Raw genomic sequence first — 16113 nt, 5'->3', positions numbered from 1 at the left:
CCAAACGTTAGAATGCGCGATTCGTCATCAGTGAACGGTCTTATGCTCGTCGGAATGCGTCGTGTGACTCGTTGGAGTCGTGGAGTGGCTGGCGCGATTGGCGCCGCGGCCCTCGGTCTGGGTTTGGGACTGGCCCTCGCCGCGCCCGCGCGGGCCGAGGTCGTCGTAGTGCTCAATTCGGGTGACGCTACCGTCACGCTGATCGACAAGGATACGCAAAAGGTCCTCGAGACCTTTCCGGTCGGCAAGGAGCCGCACCACCTGATTGCCACGCCCGACGACAAGTCGCTGATCGTGGCGAACGCGGTCGGCAACGACCTCGTGTTCGTCGATCCGGTCACGGGCAAGGTGCAGCAGCGTGTGCCCAATATCGACGACCCGTATCAGATCGGCTTCTCGCCGGACCAGAAGTGGTTCGTGGCCACGGGCAACCGGCTCGACCGCGTCGATGTCTACCGCTGGGATGGCCACGCGCTCAAGATCGCCAAGCAGTTCCCGCTCGGCCGCACGCCGAGCCACATCGCGTTCACGGCGGACAGCAAGATCGCGTTCATCACGCTGCAGGACTCGAACCAGATAGCCGCGATCGACCTGACCACGCTCAACGTGATGTGGGTCATGGAAGCGGGCTCCGCGCCCGCGGGCGTCTGGGTCACGCCGGACCAGAAATACCTGCTCGTGGGCATGACCGGGGCGGACTATGTCGCCGTCATCGACTGGCATACGCGTACCGTGGTCAAGCAGATCCAGACCGGGAAGGGCGCGCATAATTTCCGCGCGGTGGGCGACCGCCGCCATCTGTTCCTGACCAATCGCGTGTCCGGCACCATCAGCATCATCGACCAGCAGACGCTGTCGAAGGTAGGGGACATCACGGGCCTGCCGCCCGGTCCCGACGACATGGAACTGACCGCCGACGGCAAGACGCTCTGGGTATCGTGCCGCTGGGCGCGTTCGGTGGCCCTCGTCGATGTCGCCACGCGCAAGGTCGTGAAGACGATTCGCGTCGGCAAGTCTCCGCACGGTATCTATTTCCGCACGCGCGCGCCGCTCTACTGAACGAACCATCATGCGCAAGATCCTGACGGTGCTGGCTTCGGCCGTGGCGGTTGCCGCGGGCGCGGCCGCATGGATGGCGGCCGCGCCGGCCATCGCGGCCCCGGCGACAGATAACGCCGCCTGCCGCGCGGGCACGCTGTACCTGACGTTCGACACGGGCAGCATGAGCCAGGCCGAACTCATCGCGCGCACGCTGCGCAAGCACCATATCCGCGCGACGTTCTTCCTGGCCAACGAGCCCACGATCCATCGCGACAGTTCCCTCGACCCGAGCTGGGCGCCATACTGGAAGTCACTGGCGGCCGATGGGCATGTGTTCGGCACGCACACGTTCGATCACGTCTACTTTCGCGCGGTGCGCGACGGCAAGGTGATCATGCGTCCGCAGTTCGGCGCCGAAGGCGGCAGGGACGTGGCGATGACGGCCGAGACGTTCTGCGGGGAGTTGCGCCGCAGCGCGCAGGCGTTGCAATCGATGACCGGTCAGCCGATGGCGCCGCTGTGGCGCGCGCCCGGCGGCCATACGTCGCCGCAGACGCTGCAGTGGGCGGAGCAGTGCGGTTTCAAACACGTGGCCTGGGCGCCGGCCGGCTTTCTCGGTGACGAGCTGTCGTCGGAACGCTTCCCGAACGACAAGCTGCTGGCCCGCGCGCTGCGCGACCTGCGCGATGGCGACATCACGATGGCGCACCTCGGTATCTGGTCGCGCAGGGACCCGTGGGCGCCGGCGGTGCTGGACCCGCTGATCACGGGGCTCGAGCAGAAGGGCTTCTGCTTTGCGACGCTGCGCGAGCATCCCGCGTACAAGGCGTGGTTCGCGCAGCAGAAGAAGGAGGGCGCACGCTGATGTGGGACGCGTTCACCAACTGGATGTCGGGCTGGATCGGCCAGATCGAGGGCTCGGTGTTCCAGAACGTCGTGCTGCCCGTGGTCTACGATCTCGGCTTCGGCGGCTACGCGGAAGAGGCGTTCACGGGCACCGAATGGCTGCTCGCGGGCATCGTGCAGATCGCGGTGATGATCCTGATCCTCGGCCCGCTCGAGAAGCTGCGGCCGGTGGAGCCGGTGACGGACCGCCCCGCGGTCCGCGTGGACATCCTGTACACGATGATCCATCGGCTCGGGCTGTTCCGGCTCGCGATGTTCTTCGTGCTCGACCCGCTCAGCGACCTGATCGAAGGGCATCTGCGGCTGCTCGGCTGGCAGCGCATCAACGTCGAGGACTGGTGGCCCGCGGTCACGTCGTCGCCCATCGTCAGCTTCCTGATCTACCTGATGCTGTTCGACCTCGTCGACTACTGGTATCACCGTTTCTCGCACACTTACCGCTGGTGGTGGAGCCTGCATGCGCTGCACCATAGCCAGCGGCAGATGACGCTCTGGAGCGACAACCGCAATCACCTGCTCGACGATATCCTGCGCGACACCGTATTCGCGGTCATCGCGCTGGCGGTCGGCGTGGAACCGTCGCAGTACATCCTCCTGGTGGCGCTGTCGCAGCTGTTGCAGAGCCTCCAGCACGCGAACCTGCGCCTGCACTTTGGCTGGCTCGGCGAGCGGCTGCTGGTGTCGCCGCGCTTCCATCGCACGCATCACGCGGTGGGGCTCGGCCACGAGACGCCGGGCAAGGGCGGCAAGCCCATGCGCCTCGGCGGTTGCAATTTCGGCGTGCTGTTTCCGTGGTGGGACATGATGTTCGGCACGGCCGTGTTCACGGACCGGTACTACCCGACCGGCGTGCGCGACCAGATGCCGCCGCCGGCGGGGAAGAACCGCGACTATGGCCGCGGTTTCCTCGCGCAGCAGTGGTATGGCGTCAAGCGGCTGCTGCGTATCAATTGAGCAGCGGCCTGTGCTAGGCTCCTTGCCATGAACGATATCCTCCGCGCTTTCGGACGCGCCCTCGTCAGTCAGTTCCACCCCCGCATGCTCGCGCTCACCGTGCTGCCGTTCGTGCTGGCCACGGTGCTCTGGGGCGGGCTGCTGTGGTGGGGGTGGGAGCCGATCATGAACACCACGCGCCTGCTGCTGGAAGGCTCGGTGTTCACGAGCTGGATCTACGCGGCGCTCGATTGGCTGAACCTGCAGTCGCTGCGTTCCGTGGTGGCGCCGCTGTTCGTGCTGATGATCGCCGTGCCGCTCGTCATCGCGTCGATGCTGGTCTTTATCAGCCTGTGCTCGGTGCCGGCCGTGGTGCGGCACCTCGAACGCAGCTATCCCGATCTTGCCAAGTCGCACGGCGGCAGTGTGTTCGGCAGCGTCGTCGCGTCGTTCGGCAATACGTTCGTGTTCCTGCTGCTCGTGATCGTCACGCTGCCGCTGTGGCTGGTACCGCCGTTTTTCGCGCTGATTCCGCCGGTGCTGTGGGGCTGGCTGACCTACCGCGTGATGACCTACGACGCGCTGGCCGAGCATGCGACGGCGGAGGAGCGCAAGACGCTGATGAAGCGCCATCGCGGCGCGCTGCTGATGATCGGCATCGCCGTCGGCCTGCTGGGCTCCGCGCCCACGCTGCTGTGGGTCTGGTCGGCGATGATCATCTTCCTGTTTCCGGTCGTGCTCGTGGGGACGTTATGGCTCTACGTGCTGATCTTTATCTTCTCGGCATTGTGGTTCGGGCACTTCTGCCTGCGCGCGCTCGCACAACTGCGCGCGGAGCGGGTGGGCGCGGCCCCGCCGGCGCCGCCGGGCGGCGACATCATCGATCTTGCGCCGTCCGATATCCGGCGCATTGAACCATCCTGAAGCGGGGGCAAACATGGGTTTCGGCCTGATCGTCATCGGTGACGAGATTCTGTCGGGGCGGCGCGAGGACAAGCACATGCGCCGTGCCATCGAGTTCCTGGGCGCGCGGGGCCTGGCGCTGGAGTGGGCCGAGTATATCGGCGACGATCGCGAGCGCATCACGGCCACGCTGCGCCGCACGCTCGCGGGCAGCGACGTGGTGTTCTGCACGGGCGGGATCGGTGCAACCCCCGACGACCATACGCGCCAGTGCGCGGCGGCGGCGCTGGGCGTGCCGCTGGCCCTGCATCCGGAGGCGCGCGAGCTGATCGCGCAACGGATCGTGGAGACGGCCAACGGCGATCCGGTCAAGGCCAACCTCGACCTTCCGGAGAACCGGCACCGGTTCAAGATGGGCGAGTTCCCGGTCGGTGCGCGGATCATCCCGAACAGCTACAACCGCATTCCGGGCTTCTCGGTGGCGGACCATCACTTCATGCCCGGCTTCCCGGTGATGGCGTGGCCGATGATGGAGTGGGTGCTCGACCACTACTACTCGCACCTGTTTCACCTCGCGCGCGAACAGTCACGCGCGTTCTACGTGTTCGAAGCGCCCGAGTCCACGCTGACGCCGCTCATGGAGCAGGTGGAATCGGCGTTCGAGGGCATTCGCGTGTTCAGCCTGCCGTCGGTCGGCGACGTCAGCCGCGGCGACCGCTTTGCGCGGCGCCATATCGACCTGGGCGTCAAGGGCCCCGAGGCACTCGTGGGCCCGGCCTACGCGATGCTGCTGGACGGCGTGCGGGCCATGGGCTTCGAGATCGTGGAGCAGGGCTGATCAGGCGCCGTGCCACGGCAGGCCGCGGAAGCACCAGCCTTCCACGGTCTTGCGGTGATAGTGGTCGTCGCGCGGACCTTCGAACCCTTCCAGCACGTCCATCGCGTATTTGAAACCGGCTTCCGTCGCCACGCGCGCGGCGTGCTTCGAGCGCGCGGCGCTGCGGCACAGAAACAGCACGGGCGTGTCCTCGCCGACGCGGGCGCGCAGTTCGGTCACGAAGTTCGGATTCTGCGTGCCGCCCGGATAAGTGGACCATTCGACATGCGCGAACTGCGCGTCGGGCAGGTCCACGCCACCCACCCAGTCCAGTTCCGCCTGCGTGCGGACGTCGACGAGCACCGCCGTCGGGTCGGCCTGCAGCAGCGCATAGGATTCCTGCGGCGTCAGGGCGCCGAAGTAGGCAAGCTGGTTTTGCTGCTGGCGCGCCTTGGCGGCCTGAAGGAGATCGTCTCGGGTGGTCATCGCGAATGTCGGTATGGGGGTGAAGGAAGGGGGGATGAAAGGAATGGGCGCTATTCTAGCGCTCTCGTTCCTCGAAATTGCGACCGCGCATCGTTACGGTGCATTGGCACCAAACAAGTGCTTTCTCTTGCCTCTTGCACCATGTTGGTGTTTGATGGGTAAGGCGGCGCGACGCCGGGTAGCGGTGCATGAATCGCGCTTGCGGCACTTTGCCGATTGCATGCAATCCGGTATGGCGCGTCGCGGTGCGGGCTCGCGCGCAGGTGCACATTTTTCGGGACTTGCAGGTGCAAAGTTGGTTTTTGTTGGCATGCTTTCTGCTAACATTCCTCGTCCCTTTTGGGGCGGTTTCCACAGGGCTGGCGCGGGACCGTCTCAATAATGGCTTTCTCAGATTGCTGCTCAGATTCAGCCGAATTTCCAGGAGATAGGCATGGCCCAAAGCGTTGCAGATGTAATGAAGCTCGTGAAGGAAAACGACGTCAAGTTCGTCGATTTCCGCTTCACGGATACCAAAGGCAAGGAACAGCACGTCTCGGTGCCGACGTCGCACTTCGATGAAGACAAGTTCGAAAGCGGCCATGCATTCGACGGTTCGTCCATCGCCGGCTGGAAGGGTATCGAAGCTTCGGACATGCTGCTGATGCCGGATTCGAACACCGCTCACATCGATCCGTTCTATGAAGAGCCGACGCTGGTGCTCACCTGCGACGTGATCGAGCCGTCCGACGGCAAGGGTTACGACCGCGACCCGCGTTCGATCGCGCGCCGCGCGGAAGCCTACCTGAAGAGCTCCGGCCTGGGCGACGCCGCCTACTTCGGTCCGGAACCCGAATTCTTCATCTTCGACGGCGTGACCTGGAACGTCGATATGCAAGGCTGCTTCGTGAAGATCCAGTCCGAAGAAGCCCCGTGGTCGGCCGGCAAGGAATTCGAGCACGGCAACAGCGGTCACCGTCCGGGCAAGAAGGGCGGCTACTTCCCGGTTGCCCCGATCGACACGTTCCAGGACATGCGTTCGGAGATGTGCCTGATTCTCGAATCGCTGGGCATCCCCGTCGAAGTGCACCACCACGAAGTGGCTGGCCAGGGCCAGAACGAAATCGGCACGAAGTTCAGCACGCTGGTGCAACGCGCCGACTGGACGCAGCTGCAGAAATACGTGATCCAGAACGTCGCGCACACCTACGGCAAGACGGCCACGTTCATGCCGAAGCCGGTCGTTGGCGACAACGGTTCGGGCATGCACGTTCACCAGTCCGTGTGGAAGGACGGCCAGAACCTGTTCGCGGGCAACGGCTACGCCGGCCTGTCGGAATTCGCGCTGTACTACATCGGCGGCATCATCAAGCACGCTCGCGCGCTGAACGCGATCACGAACCCGGGTACCAACTCGTACAAGCGTCTGGTGCCGGGCTTCGAAGCTCCGGTGAAGCTGGCCTACTCGGCACGTAACCGTTCGGCGTCGATCCGTATTCCGTACGTCGCGAACCCGAAGGGCCGTCGTATCGAGACCCGTTTCCCGGATCCGCTGTGCAACCCGTACCTGGGCTTCTCGGCGCTGCTGATGGCCGGTCTCGATGGCGTGCAGAACAAGATCCACCCGGGCGAAGCTGCCGACAAGAACCTGTACGATCTGCCGCCGGAAGAAGACGCGAAGATCCCGACCGTCTGCGCGAGCCTCGACCAGGCCCTGGAACACCTCGACAACGATCGCGAGTTCCTGACCCGCGGCGGTGTGTTCTCGAACTCGATGCTGGACGCCTACATCGAGCTCAAGATGGAAGAAGTCACGCGTTTCCGCATGACGACGCACCCGATCGAGTTCGACATGTACTACTCGCTGTAAAGCGAGATCGCTCCGGATTGTGACCTGGCTTGCCGGGTTGTGACCGGACAACAGTAGCACCAGAAAGGGGCGGCCTCGGCTGTCCCTTTTTGTTTGGCGGCGCGGGATGCTCGCTAGAATGGGGCTCTTTTCATAATAACGGGGTCAATGTCCATGAACGATATCTGGGAAGCCGCCGGCGACGACGTCGCGCACCGTGGCGCGGCGCGGTCCGGGCGCGCGGCTACGCACCATCTTCGTGTTGCTTTCCCCATTGTGGGGCTCGCGCTGGTGCTGTCGATGTGGAACTCGCCGACCGCCGCGCAGTCTTCCGACGTGTATGTGTGCACGGGCCCGAACGGCGTGCCCGAGTACCGGAACGGCAATGCGGGCAAGGGCTGCAAGAAGCTGACGCTGCCCGACGTGGTGACGGTGCCCGGTGGCGCGCGTCCGCAGACGAGCCGGGGCACGGCGGGCGCGGCGTCGCCGACGTCGTTCCCGCGCGTGGACGGTGCCACGCAGAAGAGCCGCGACGGCGAGCGCCGCGGCGTGCTGGAGCAGGAGTTGCAGAGCGAAGAGGCCAAGCTGGCGGCCCTGCGCGCCGAGTACAACAACGGCGAGCCGGAACGTCAGGGCAACGAGCGCAACTATCAGAAATATCTCGATCGCACGGCTGCGCTGCGCGACGACATCGCGCGTAGCGAAGCGAATCTCGCGTCGCTGCGCCGCGAGCTATCCAACCTGAAGGACTGATCTCATGCGTCGCCTGATTCGCGGTGTTTCACGGAAGGTAACCGGGGCCGACCGCGCCAAGAACGATCCCGCGGTACAGGATCCCGCGACACAGGCGAGCCCCGAGCAGGCGTCAAACGTCGTACCGCTGGGCGACGTGACGTTCCACCCCGGGCTGGACGTGATTGCCAACCCGGTGCTGCTCGTGCGCGGGCCGGGCCTGCATGTCGTGTACGCCAATCCCGCGTCCGAGGCCGCGTTCGCGATGTCGCGGCGCGCGATGGTCGAGCTGACGCTGCCGGACCTGTTCGGCGAGTCCGAGGAAGTGCGCAGCATGATCGAGAGCGTGACCGCGCGGCAGGTCGATGTGCGGCGCCAGGATCTGCTGCTGCGCCCGCCGTTGCAGGAGCCGCTGCACGCGCACGTGGTCATCGGCGCGATCGAGGGCCATCCGTCCACGGTGCTGGTCGAGCTCATGCACAACGAGCAGAAGCTGCGCAGCGACCGCGAGGAGCGCCTGATCGACCTGACCTCCGCGAACAAGGAGCTCATCCGCAATCTCGCGCACGAGATCAAGAACCCGCTGGGCGGCATTCGCGGCGCGGCGCAGTTGCTCGAGTTCGAGCTGCCGGAGCGTTCGCTGCGCGAGTACACGCAGGTGATCATCAAGGAGTCGGACCGGCTGCAGACGCTCGTCGATCGGCTGCTGGAGCCGCATCGCCATCCGCATATCGTGTCCGAGCTCAATATCCACGAGGTGCTCGAGCGCGTGCGCTCGGTGGTGCTGGCCGAGTTTCCGAACGGGCTCGATATCGTGCGGGACTACGACGCGAGCCTGCCCGAGTTGCGTGGCGACATGGAGCAACTGATCCAGGCCGTGCTGAACATCGTTCATAACGCGGCGCAGGCGCTCCACGAGCGCATTGCGCGCGGCGATGCACAGATCATTTTGCGAACGCGTGTGGCGCGCCAGGTCACGATTGCCAAGCGTCTGTACAAGCTGGCATTGGACTTGCATGTGACAGACAACGGCCCGGGCATTCCCGAGGACATACGCGAACGCATCTTCTATCCGCTGGTATCGGGACGGGATGGCGGCAGCGGACTCGGTCTCACACTCGCTCAAACCTTCGTGCAGCAGCACGAGGGCTTGATCGAATGCGAGAGCCGGCCGGGCTTTACCGACTTCCGTATTCTGCTGCCGCTGCATTAGTCGCCCGTTCGGCGTGTCGTGCGGGCAGAGCGGGTCCAACAACAGGGGCTCGCCAGCAGGGGCCCGCTACCAGCGGGGATACGGGAGACCACATGACACCGAGCAGACAAGCGACGCACATGAAGCCGATCTGGATAGTCGACGACGATCAATCAATCCGCTGGGTCCTGGAAAAGGCCCTTGCCCGTGAAAGCCTGCTCTCCCGCAGTTTTACCAACGTGCGCGACGTGCTCGCGGCGCTGGAGGACGACGAGCCGCAGGTCCTCATCTCCGATATCCGCATGCCGGGCGGCTCCGGCCTCGACCTGCTGCAGGCCATCAAGGCGCGTCATCCGGGCCTGCCCGTGATCGTCATGACCGCGTACTCGGATCTCGACAGCGCGGTGGCGGCGTTCCAGGGCGGCGCGTTCGAATATCTCGCGAAGCCGTTCGATGTGGACAAGGCCGTCGAGCTGATTCGCCGCGCGCTCGAAGAGAGCCTGCGCGAGGAAGAGATGGACGACCGCCTCGTCGATGCACCCGAGATCCTCGGGCAGGCACCGGCGATGCAGGACGTGTTCCGCGCGATCGGCCGTCTTTCGCAATCGAACGTCACGGTGATGATCACCGGCGAGTCGGGCACGGGTAAGGAACTCGTTGCCCGCGCGCTGCACAAGCACAGCCCGCGCGCGAGCGGTCCCTTTATCGCGCTGAACACGGCCGCGATTCCGAAGGACCTGCTCGAGTCCGAACTGTTCGGCCACGAGCGTGGCGCGTTCACGGGCGCGCAGACCATGCGCCGCGGCCGCTTCGAGCAGGCCGAGGGCGGCACGCTGTTCCTCGATGAAATCGGCGATATGCCGTTCGACCTCCAGACGCGCCTGCTGCGCGTGCTGTCGGACGGCAACTTCTATCGCGTGGGCGGCCACAACCCGCTGCGCGCGAACGTGCGCGTGATCGCGGCCACCCACCAGAACCTGGAGACGCGCGTCAAGGAGGGGCTGTTCCGCGAGGACTTGTTCCACCGCCTGAACGTGATTCGCCTGCGCCTGCCGCCGCTGCGCGAACGGCCGGAAGACATCACGCTGCTGGCGCGCCATTTCCTGCAGAAGAGCGCGAAGGAACTCGGTGTGGAGCCGAAGCGCATGTCGGACGAGGCGCTGGCCTATGTCAGCACGCTGCCGTTCCCCGGCAACGTGCGCCAGCTGGAAAACCTCTGCAACTGGCTGACCGTGATGGCGCCCGCGCAGACCATCGAGGTCAAGGACCTGCCGCGCGAGATGATCGGCGGCGGCCTGCCCGAGAGCGGCGCGCCGGCGCGCACGCCGGAGCGCGTGGGTGGGGGCGAGTACGAGGCGATCGAGTCCGGCGACTATGCCATGGGCCTGTCGGGCGACGGCGACACGATGGTGGCCACGCGTCCCGTCAATGTCATGCCGGGCCTCGTCGTGCCGGCGTCGGCCGCGGCGGTCTCGGCCAGCTGGGAAACGCTGCTGGCCGCCGAAGCCAAGGCCATGCTCGAGGCCGGCCAGCCGGACGTGATGGACGCGCTCACGCGCCGGTTCGAGAAGTCCGTACTGGAAGCCGCGCTCGGCGTCACCCGCGGCCGCCGCGTGGAAGCGGCGACGCGCCTTGGCATCGGGCGCAACACGATCACGCGCAAGCTGCAGGAACTGGGCTTCGATTGATCGCGGGCGGGAGGGCGATCGGCGGCGCGCTCAGCGTGCCGCCAGCAGCCGCTCCGCCATTTCCGCGAATCCCTCGCCGCCCGCGGCATCGGTCACGTAGGCCGGTGCGACGGGCAGCGACGGCAGGACCTCGCGCACGTTCGCCACGCCCACCGACAGCGGAAAGTGCCCGAACATCGCGGCGTCATTGGCCGAATCGCCGATGAACAGCCACTCGTCGCGGCCGTCGTCGATATCCCCGCCCAGCAATTCCCGCACGCAGGTCCGGCTCATCGACAGCTTGTCGTGCGCGCCGAACCAGCCATTCACATGGATCGAGCTGACCGTCGCGGTCATGCCGGCCTCGGTCATCATCGCCGCAATCCGGGCCACCGCCTCCGGCGGCAGCTTCGGCACGTCCTCCGCATGATCCACGGCGAGGTCCGCCGCGTGCCAGGCCTGGTCCGAGGCCAGCGCGCAGCCGGGCACCTCGCGCACGATCGCTTCCCCCAACGCGCGGATGCGCGCGAGATTGCGCGCCCGGGTCTCGGGGTCGTCGAGATAGCGCGTGACCAGCTTGCCCGCGCGCAGATGACAGTAGAACGCGCCGTTCTCGCCGATGATCGCGTCCACGGGCCATAGCCGGGTCAGGATCTCGGCCCACGCGATACAGCGTCCCGTGACCGGAATCACGTGGAGGCCGGCCCGTTTCAGGCGGTCGAGCGCGGCGTAGGTGGCGGCGGGCAGGGCGCCATCGGTGGTCAGCGTGCCGTCGATATCGGTCAGCACGCCACGAACGCGGCGCAGGGCCGCGGCAGACAGGGAGGCGATTGGTTGCATGGCCGCGCATTGTACGCAAACCGTGCGCGCATGGCGCGACCGTTTTTCTGCGGCGTCAAGCGTGCCGTGTCGCAAAAAAGCTGCAATATTTCCGTCACAAACCGGGTTTGTCCGGTTTCCCCCGCGAGGCGACCGGCGTAACATCCCGCTGACATAAAAAATGCATAGATTCAGTCGCTTTTCGCCGATTGATGACAGCCTTAGGAGAGTCGCAGATGTCCTTCCCGCGCAATATCTTGAAGTTCGCTGCCGTGGCCGCAATGGCTGTGGCAGGCACCGCCCATGCCGCCGTGGAAATCCAGTGGTGGCACGCCATGGAGGGTGCCCTCAATGAAAAGGTGAACGATATCGCCAACAAGTTCAACGCGAGCCAGTCCGAGTACAAGGTCGTCCCTGTGAACAAGGGCAACTACGACGAGACGATGGCCGCGGGGATCGCAGCGTTCCGTGCCGGCAGCGCGCCCGCGATCCTGCAGGTGTTCGAAGTGGGCACCGCCACGATGATGAGCGCCAAGGGCGCGATCAAGCCCGTATCGGCAGTGATGAAGGATGCGGGCGAGAAGTTCGACCAGTCCGCCTACATCCCGGCCGTGGCCGGTTACTACACCTCGTCGAAGGGCGAGATGCTGTCGTTCCCGTTCAACAGCTCGACGACGGTGTTCTACTACAACAAGGACGCCTTCAAGAAGGCCGGCCTCGACCATCCGCCCAAGACGTGGCCGGAAGTCATGCAGTTCTCGGCCAAGCTCAAGGCTTCGGGCGTGAATTGCGCGTATACGACCGACTGGCAGGGCTGGGTACACCTGGAGTCGTTCTCGGCCTGGCACAACACGCTGTACGCGACCAAGAACAACGGTTTCGGTGGCACCGATGCACGCCTGGCCTTCAACAGCCCGCTGCACGTGAAGCACATCACGAACCTGCAGGACATGGTCAAGAAGGGCTACTTCAGCTACGGCGGCCGCAAGGCGGAGTCGCAGGCCAAGTTCTATAACGGCGAGTGCGCGATGTTCACGGGTTCGTCGGCATCGCTGGCCAACATCCGCCGCAACGCGAAGTTCCAGTTCGGCGTCTCCACGCTCCCGTACTACCCGGACGTCCAGGGCGCGCCGCAGAACACGATCATCGGCGGCGCCTCGCTGTGGGTGATGGGCGGCAAGAAGGCGGAAGAGTACAAGGGCGTGGCGAAGTTCTTCACGTACCTGTCGCGTCCGGAAATCCAGTCGGACTGGCACCAGGCCACGGGCTACCTGCCGGTGACGATGGCCGCCTACGAGCTGACGAAGAAGTCGGGCTTCTATGACAAGAACCCGGGTGCCGACGTGTCCGTGCAGCAGATGGTCGTGAAGACCACCGACAAGTCGCGCGGCGTGCGCCTCGGCAACCTCGTGCAGATCCGCACGGTGGTCGACGAGGAACTGGAAGCCGTCTGGGCGGGCAAGAAGGAACCGCAGGCGGCGCTCGACAATGCCGTCAAGCGCGGCAACGAGCTCCTCGAACGCTTCCAGAAGACGGTCAAGGAATAAGGTTCCCGTCGTCCTCGCTGTACGGTCGGGCCGCCTCGCGCGGCCCGATTCGCCCTGTTAGTTTCGGTTTCAGATTCAGACTCCCGATGGAAAAACGCGTCGTTTTCCGCTCGCCGTGGCTGCCGTATCTGCTGGTGTTGCCGCAGATCGCCATCACGCTGATCTTCTTCTTCCTCCCCGCCGGCCAGGCGCTGTACCAGTCCATGCTGCAGCAGGATGCCTTCGGCATCAACCTGGAGTTCGTCGGGCTCGACAACTTCATGGTGCTCTGGAACGACCCGCTCTATATCGAGTCGTTCGAGATCACCGCCGTATTCGCGATCGGCGTGACGCTGGTGGGTCTCTCCACGGCACTGCTGCTCGCGTACTTCGCCGATCGCGTGCTGCGCGGCGCCACGGCCTACAAGACACTGCTGATCTGGCCGTACGCGGTAGCCCCCGCCGTGGCCGGCGTGCTGTGGATGTTCATGTTCAATCCCACGCTCGGCATCGTGTCGTACGGCCTGCGCGCGATGGGCGTGAACTGGAACTTCCTGCTCGACGGCCATCAGGCGCTGCTGCTCGTGGTGCTCGCCGCCGCGTGGAAGCAGGTGAGCTACAACTTCCTGTTCTTCCTGGCCGGCCTGCAGAGCATTCCGCGCTCGCTGATCGAGGCGGCCGCGATCGACGGCGCCGGTCCGTGGAAGCGTTTCTGGTCCATCATCTTCCCGCTGCTCTCGCCGACCACGTTCTTCCTGCTCGTGATCAACGTCGTGTACGCGTTCTTCGACACGTTCGCGATCATCGACGCGGTGACGCACGGCGGTCCGTTCAACTCGACGAACACGCTCGTGTACAAGGTGTTCCACGACGGCTTCCGCGGCATGGACATCGGTGGCTCCGCCGCGCAGTCGGTGGTGCTGATGGTGATCGTGATCGCGCTGACGGTAGTGCAGTTCCGCTACGTCGAGCGCAAGGTTCAGTATTGAGGTCGCCATGGTAGAAAGACGCCCCATTCTCGATATCCTGACCCACGTGGTGCTGATCCTCGGCATCGCGGTGGTCGCGTTCCCGGTCTACGTGACGTTCGTCGCATCGACGCTCACGCCGGAACAGGTGCTGGACGCACCGATGACGCTGCTGCCAGGCAGCCACTTCTTCGACAACTACCGCACGGTCCTGTTCTCCGGCGTGGGCGAGTCCGCTTCGCCGGTCACGACCATGATGAAGAACAGCCTGATCATGGCGCTCGGCATCGCGCTCGGCAAGATCGCCATCTCGATCATCTCGGCGTTCGCGATCGTGTACTTCCGCTTTCCGATGCGAAAGCTGTTCTTCTGGCTCATCTTCATCACGCTGATGCTGCCGGTGGAAGTGCGGATCCTGCCGACCTACAAGGTCGTGTCGGACCTCGGCATGCTCGACAGCTACTTCGGCCTGACGATTCCGATCATCGCCTCGGCGACCGCGACGTTCCTGTTCCGCCAGTTCTTCCTGACCATTCCGGACGAGCTGGCCGAGGCCGCGCGCATCGACGGCGCGGGCCCGCTGCGTTTCTTCTGGGACGTGGTGCTGCCGCTTTCGCGCACGAGCATCGCGGCGCTGTTCGTCATCCAGTTCATCTACGGCTGGAATCAGTATCTGTGGCCGCTGCTGATCACCACGCAGAAGTCGATGACGCCGGTGGTGGTGGGCGTCACGCAGATGATCTCGCGCTCGGGCGACGCGGCAACCGACTGGAATCTCGTGATGGCGACCGTGATGCTCGCCATGGTGCCGCCGGCACTGGTGGTGCTGCTGATGCAGCGCTGGTTCGTCAAGGGCCTCGTGGAAACCGAGAAATAACATCGCGGCAGGAAATTACTCATGGCAAGTCTGTCCCTTCGTAACGTTCAGAAAACCTATGCCGGCGGCACGCAGGTCGTGCATGGCATCGACATGGAAATCGCCGACGGCGAGTTCATCGTGATCGTCGGCCCGTCGGGCTGCGGCAAGTCCACGCTGCTGCGCATGGTGGCGGGGCTGGAGACGGTGACCGGTGGCGAGATCCACATCGGCAGCAAGGTCGTGAACGACCTGGAACCGGCCGAGCGCGATATCGCGATGGTGTTCCAGAACTACGCGCTGTACCCGCATATGAGCGTGTACGAGAACATGGCCTACGGCCTGCGCATTCGCAAGATGAGCCAGGCCGAGATCGACCAGCGCGTCAAGCACGCCGCGGGCATTCTCGAACTCGCGTCGCTGCTCGATCGCAAGCCGCGCCAGCTGTCCGGCGGCCAGCGCCAGCGTGTGGCGATGGGCCGCGCGATCGTGCGCGAGCCGGCCGTGTTCCTGTTCGACGAACCGCTCTCGAACCTCGATGCCAAGCTGCGCGTGCAGATGCGCCTGGAACTCAAGGACCTGCATCGCCGCCTCGGCACCACGAGCATGTACGTGACGCACGATCAGGTGGAGGCCATGACGCTGGCCGACCGCATGATGGTGCTGAGCGGCGGCAAGGTGGAGCAGATCGGTACGCCGCTCGAGGTATATGCGAAGCCGGCGAGCACGTTCGTGGCCGGCTTTATCGGTTCGCCGCCGATGAACCTGATTCCGGTCACGCGCAACGGCACGGGCGCCGGCACCAACGACGGCGAGGCGCAGATGCGCGTCACGCCGAAGGAAGGCGCGGGGCAGGGCACGGCCACGCTGGGCCACCTGCCGATGGGCCTGCACCTGCCCGAGCAGGCGCTGATGGGCCTGCGTCCCGAGCATATCGAGCCCTGCGCGGCCCACGAGGCGATTGCCGAGGTGGACGTGCGCGTGGTGGAAGCGCTCGGTGCGGATTCGTTCGCGTACGGCTCGCTTGGCGGTCAGCCGCTCGTCGTGCGGCTGGAGAGTCACATGCCCGTGCGCGCCGGCGACAAGCTGCCGATCACGGCATCGGCCGAGCATCTGCACTTCTTCGATATCGCGTCGGGCAAGCGCATCGAGGCGCTGGCATGAGCACGCCCAAGGTCGACTTCGCCAACTGGCCGTATCCGCGCCACGTCGCGCATCGCGGCGCGGGCAAGCTCGCGCCCGAGAACACGCTGGCCGCGTTTCGTCACGGCGCCTCGTTCGGCTACCGGATGTTCGAGTTCGACGTCAAGCTGTCCGGCGACGGCAAGCCCGTGCTCATGCACGACGCCACGCTGGACCGCACGACCTCGGGCCACGGTCGCGTCGATGCGCTGACGCTGGGCGAGATCGCCGCCCTGGACGCCGGCAGCTGGCACAGC

Annotated in this window: 16 protein-coding genes; 14 read left to right on the top strand and 2 right to left on the bottom strand. The window is 65.3% G+C overall.

The window, feature by feature from the left end; translation table 11 throughout:
- The first annotated feature begins 54 nt into the window (after positions 1–54).
- From AAHB16_RS28460 to AAHB16_RS28440, 5 genes are read left to right on the top strand one after another with little or no spacing between them, the layout of a single operon-like run.
- Positions 55–1059, top strand: a complete 1005-nt coding sequence (locus AAHB16_RS28460; protein ID WP_150371344.1) for a YVTN family beta-propeller repeat protein — start codon at positions 55–57, stop codon at positions 1057–1059.
- 10 nt (positions 1060–1069) lie between these two features.
- On the top strand, positions 1070–1906 hold the full coding sequence (locus AAHB16_RS28455; RefSeq protein WP_342052573.1) for a polysaccharide deacetylase family protein: 837 nt from the start codon (positions 1070–1072) through the stop codon (positions 1904–1906).
- A complete protein-coding gene (locus AAHB16_RS28450) occupies positions 1906–2901 on the top strand; it encodes a sterol desaturase family protein (protein WP_150371346.1) in 996 nt (331 codons plus the stop codon). The genes AAHB16_RS28455 and AAHB16_RS28450 overlap by 1 nt, the downstream gene beginning before the upstream one ends.
- A gap of 27 nt (positions 2902–2928) precedes the next feature.
- On the top strand, positions 2929–3804 hold the full coding sequence (locus AAHB16_RS28445; RefSeq protein ID WP_150371347.1) for an EI24 domain-containing protein: 876 nt from the start codon (positions 2929–2931) through the stop codon (positions 3802–3804).
- A 13-nt stretch (positions 3805–3817) separates the two neighbouring features.
- Positions 3818–4621: a competence/damage-inducible protein A gene (locus AAHB16_RS28440; protein ID WP_150371348.1), complete on the top strand. Its 804-nt coding sequence runs from the start codon at positions 3818–3820 to the stop codon at positions 4619–4621.
- On the opposite strand, the gene AAHB16_RS28435 is transcribed toward AAHB16_RS28440, so the two are convergent.
- Positions 4622–5086, bottom strand: coding sequence for a rhodanese-like domain-containing protein (locus AAHB16_RS28435; protein WP_150371349.1), 465 nt, complete (start codon positions 5084–5086; stop codon positions 4622–4624). It lies immediately after the preceding gene.
- Between the two features lie 433 nt (positions 5087–5519).
- Between AAHB16_RS28435 and AAHB16_RS28430 the strand changes: the two genes are divergently transcribed.
- From AAHB16_RS28430 to ntrC, 4 genes are all read left to right on the top strand, one after another.
- Positions 5520–6935 (top strand): 3-hydroxylaminophenol mutase, encoded by a 1416-nt coding sequence (locus AAHB16_RS28430; RefSeq protein WP_109580754.1) that lies wholly within the window; start codon positions 5520–5522, stop codon positions 6933–6935.
- 279 nt (positions 6936–7214) lie between these two features.
- Positions 7215–7667: a DUF4124 domain-containing protein gene (locus AAHB16_RS28425; protein ID WP_342052584.1), complete on the top strand. Its 453-nt coding sequence runs from the start codon at positions 7215–7217 to the stop codon at positions 7665–7667.
- A gap of 4 nt (positions 7668–7671) precedes the next feature.
- Complete coding sequence (glnL, locus tag AAHB16_RS28420) at positions 7672–8859, top strand: nitrogen regulation protein NR(II) (RefSeq protein ID WP_342052572.1); 1188 nt, start codon at positions 7672–7674, stop codon at positions 8857–8859.
- A 119-nt stretch (positions 8860–8978) separates the two neighbouring features.
- A complete protein-coding gene (gene ntrC / locus AAHB16_RS28415) occupies positions 8979–10526 on the top strand; it encodes a nitrogen regulation protein NR(I) (RefSeq protein ID WP_150371351.1) in 1548 nt (515 codons plus the stop codon).
- A 30-nt stretch (positions 10527–10556) separates the two neighbouring features.
- Here ntrC and AAHB16_RS28410 read toward each other — a convergent pair whose 3' ends face one another.
- The gene (locus AAHB16_RS28410; RefSeq protein ID WP_150371352.1) at positions 10557–11345 is read right to left on the bottom strand and encodes an HAD-IIB family hydrolase; all 789 of its coding nucleotides are present in this window, start codon (positions 11343–11345) and stop codon (positions 10557–10559) included.
- Between the two features lie 215 nt (positions 11346–11560).
- On the opposite strand from AAHB16_RS28410, the gene ugpB reads away from it, so the two are divergent.
- From ugpB to AAHB16_RS28385, 5 genes are all read left to right on the top strand, one after another.
- A complete protein-coding gene (gene ugpB, locus AAHB16_RS28405; protein ID WP_150371353.1) occupies positions 11561–12871 on the top strand; it encodes a sn-glycerol-3-phosphate ABC transporter substrate-binding protein UgpB in 1311 nt (436 codons plus the stop codon).
- An 86-nt stretch (positions 12872–12957) separates the two neighbouring features.
- Positions 12958–13839: a sn-glycerol-3-phosphate ABC transporter permease UgpA gene (ugpA, locus tag AAHB16_RS28400; protein ID WP_109580759.1), complete on the top strand. Its 882-nt coding sequence runs from the start codon at positions 12958–12960 to the stop codon at positions 13837–13839.
- A 7-nt stretch (positions 13840–13846) separates the two neighbouring features.
- The gene (gene ugpE / locus AAHB16_RS28395) at positions 13847–14695 is read left to right on the top strand and encodes a sn-glycerol-3-phosphate ABC transporter permease UgpE (protein WP_150371354.1); all 849 of its coding nucleotides are present in this window, start codon (positions 13847–13849) and stop codon (positions 14693–14695) included.
- Positions 14696–14716: 21 nt separating this feature from the next.
- Positions 14717–15838: a sn-glycerol-3-phosphate import ATP-binding protein UgpC gene (locus tag AAHB16_RS28390; protein WP_342052571.1), complete on the top strand. Its 1122-nt coding sequence runs from the start codon at positions 14717–14719 to the stop codon at positions 15836–15838.
- The coding region (locus AAHB16_RS28385) for a glycerophosphodiester phosphodiesterase family protein (RefSeq protein WP_342052570.1) at positions 15835–16113 on the top strand (279 nt) is incomplete at its 3' end. The genes AAHB16_RS28390 and AAHB16_RS28385, both read left to right, overlap by 4 nt.

This window comes from Cupriavidus sp. OTU4054 (genome assembly GCF_038440175.1).
GTDB classification, from domain to species: Bacteria; Pseudomonadota; Gammaproteobacteria; order Burkholderiales; family Burkholderiaceae; genus Cupriavidus; species Cupriavidus pauculus_D.
The sequence above is the reverse complement of the archived record's forward strand: the minus strand, read 5'-3'. Positions and strand labels throughout refer to the sequence as shown.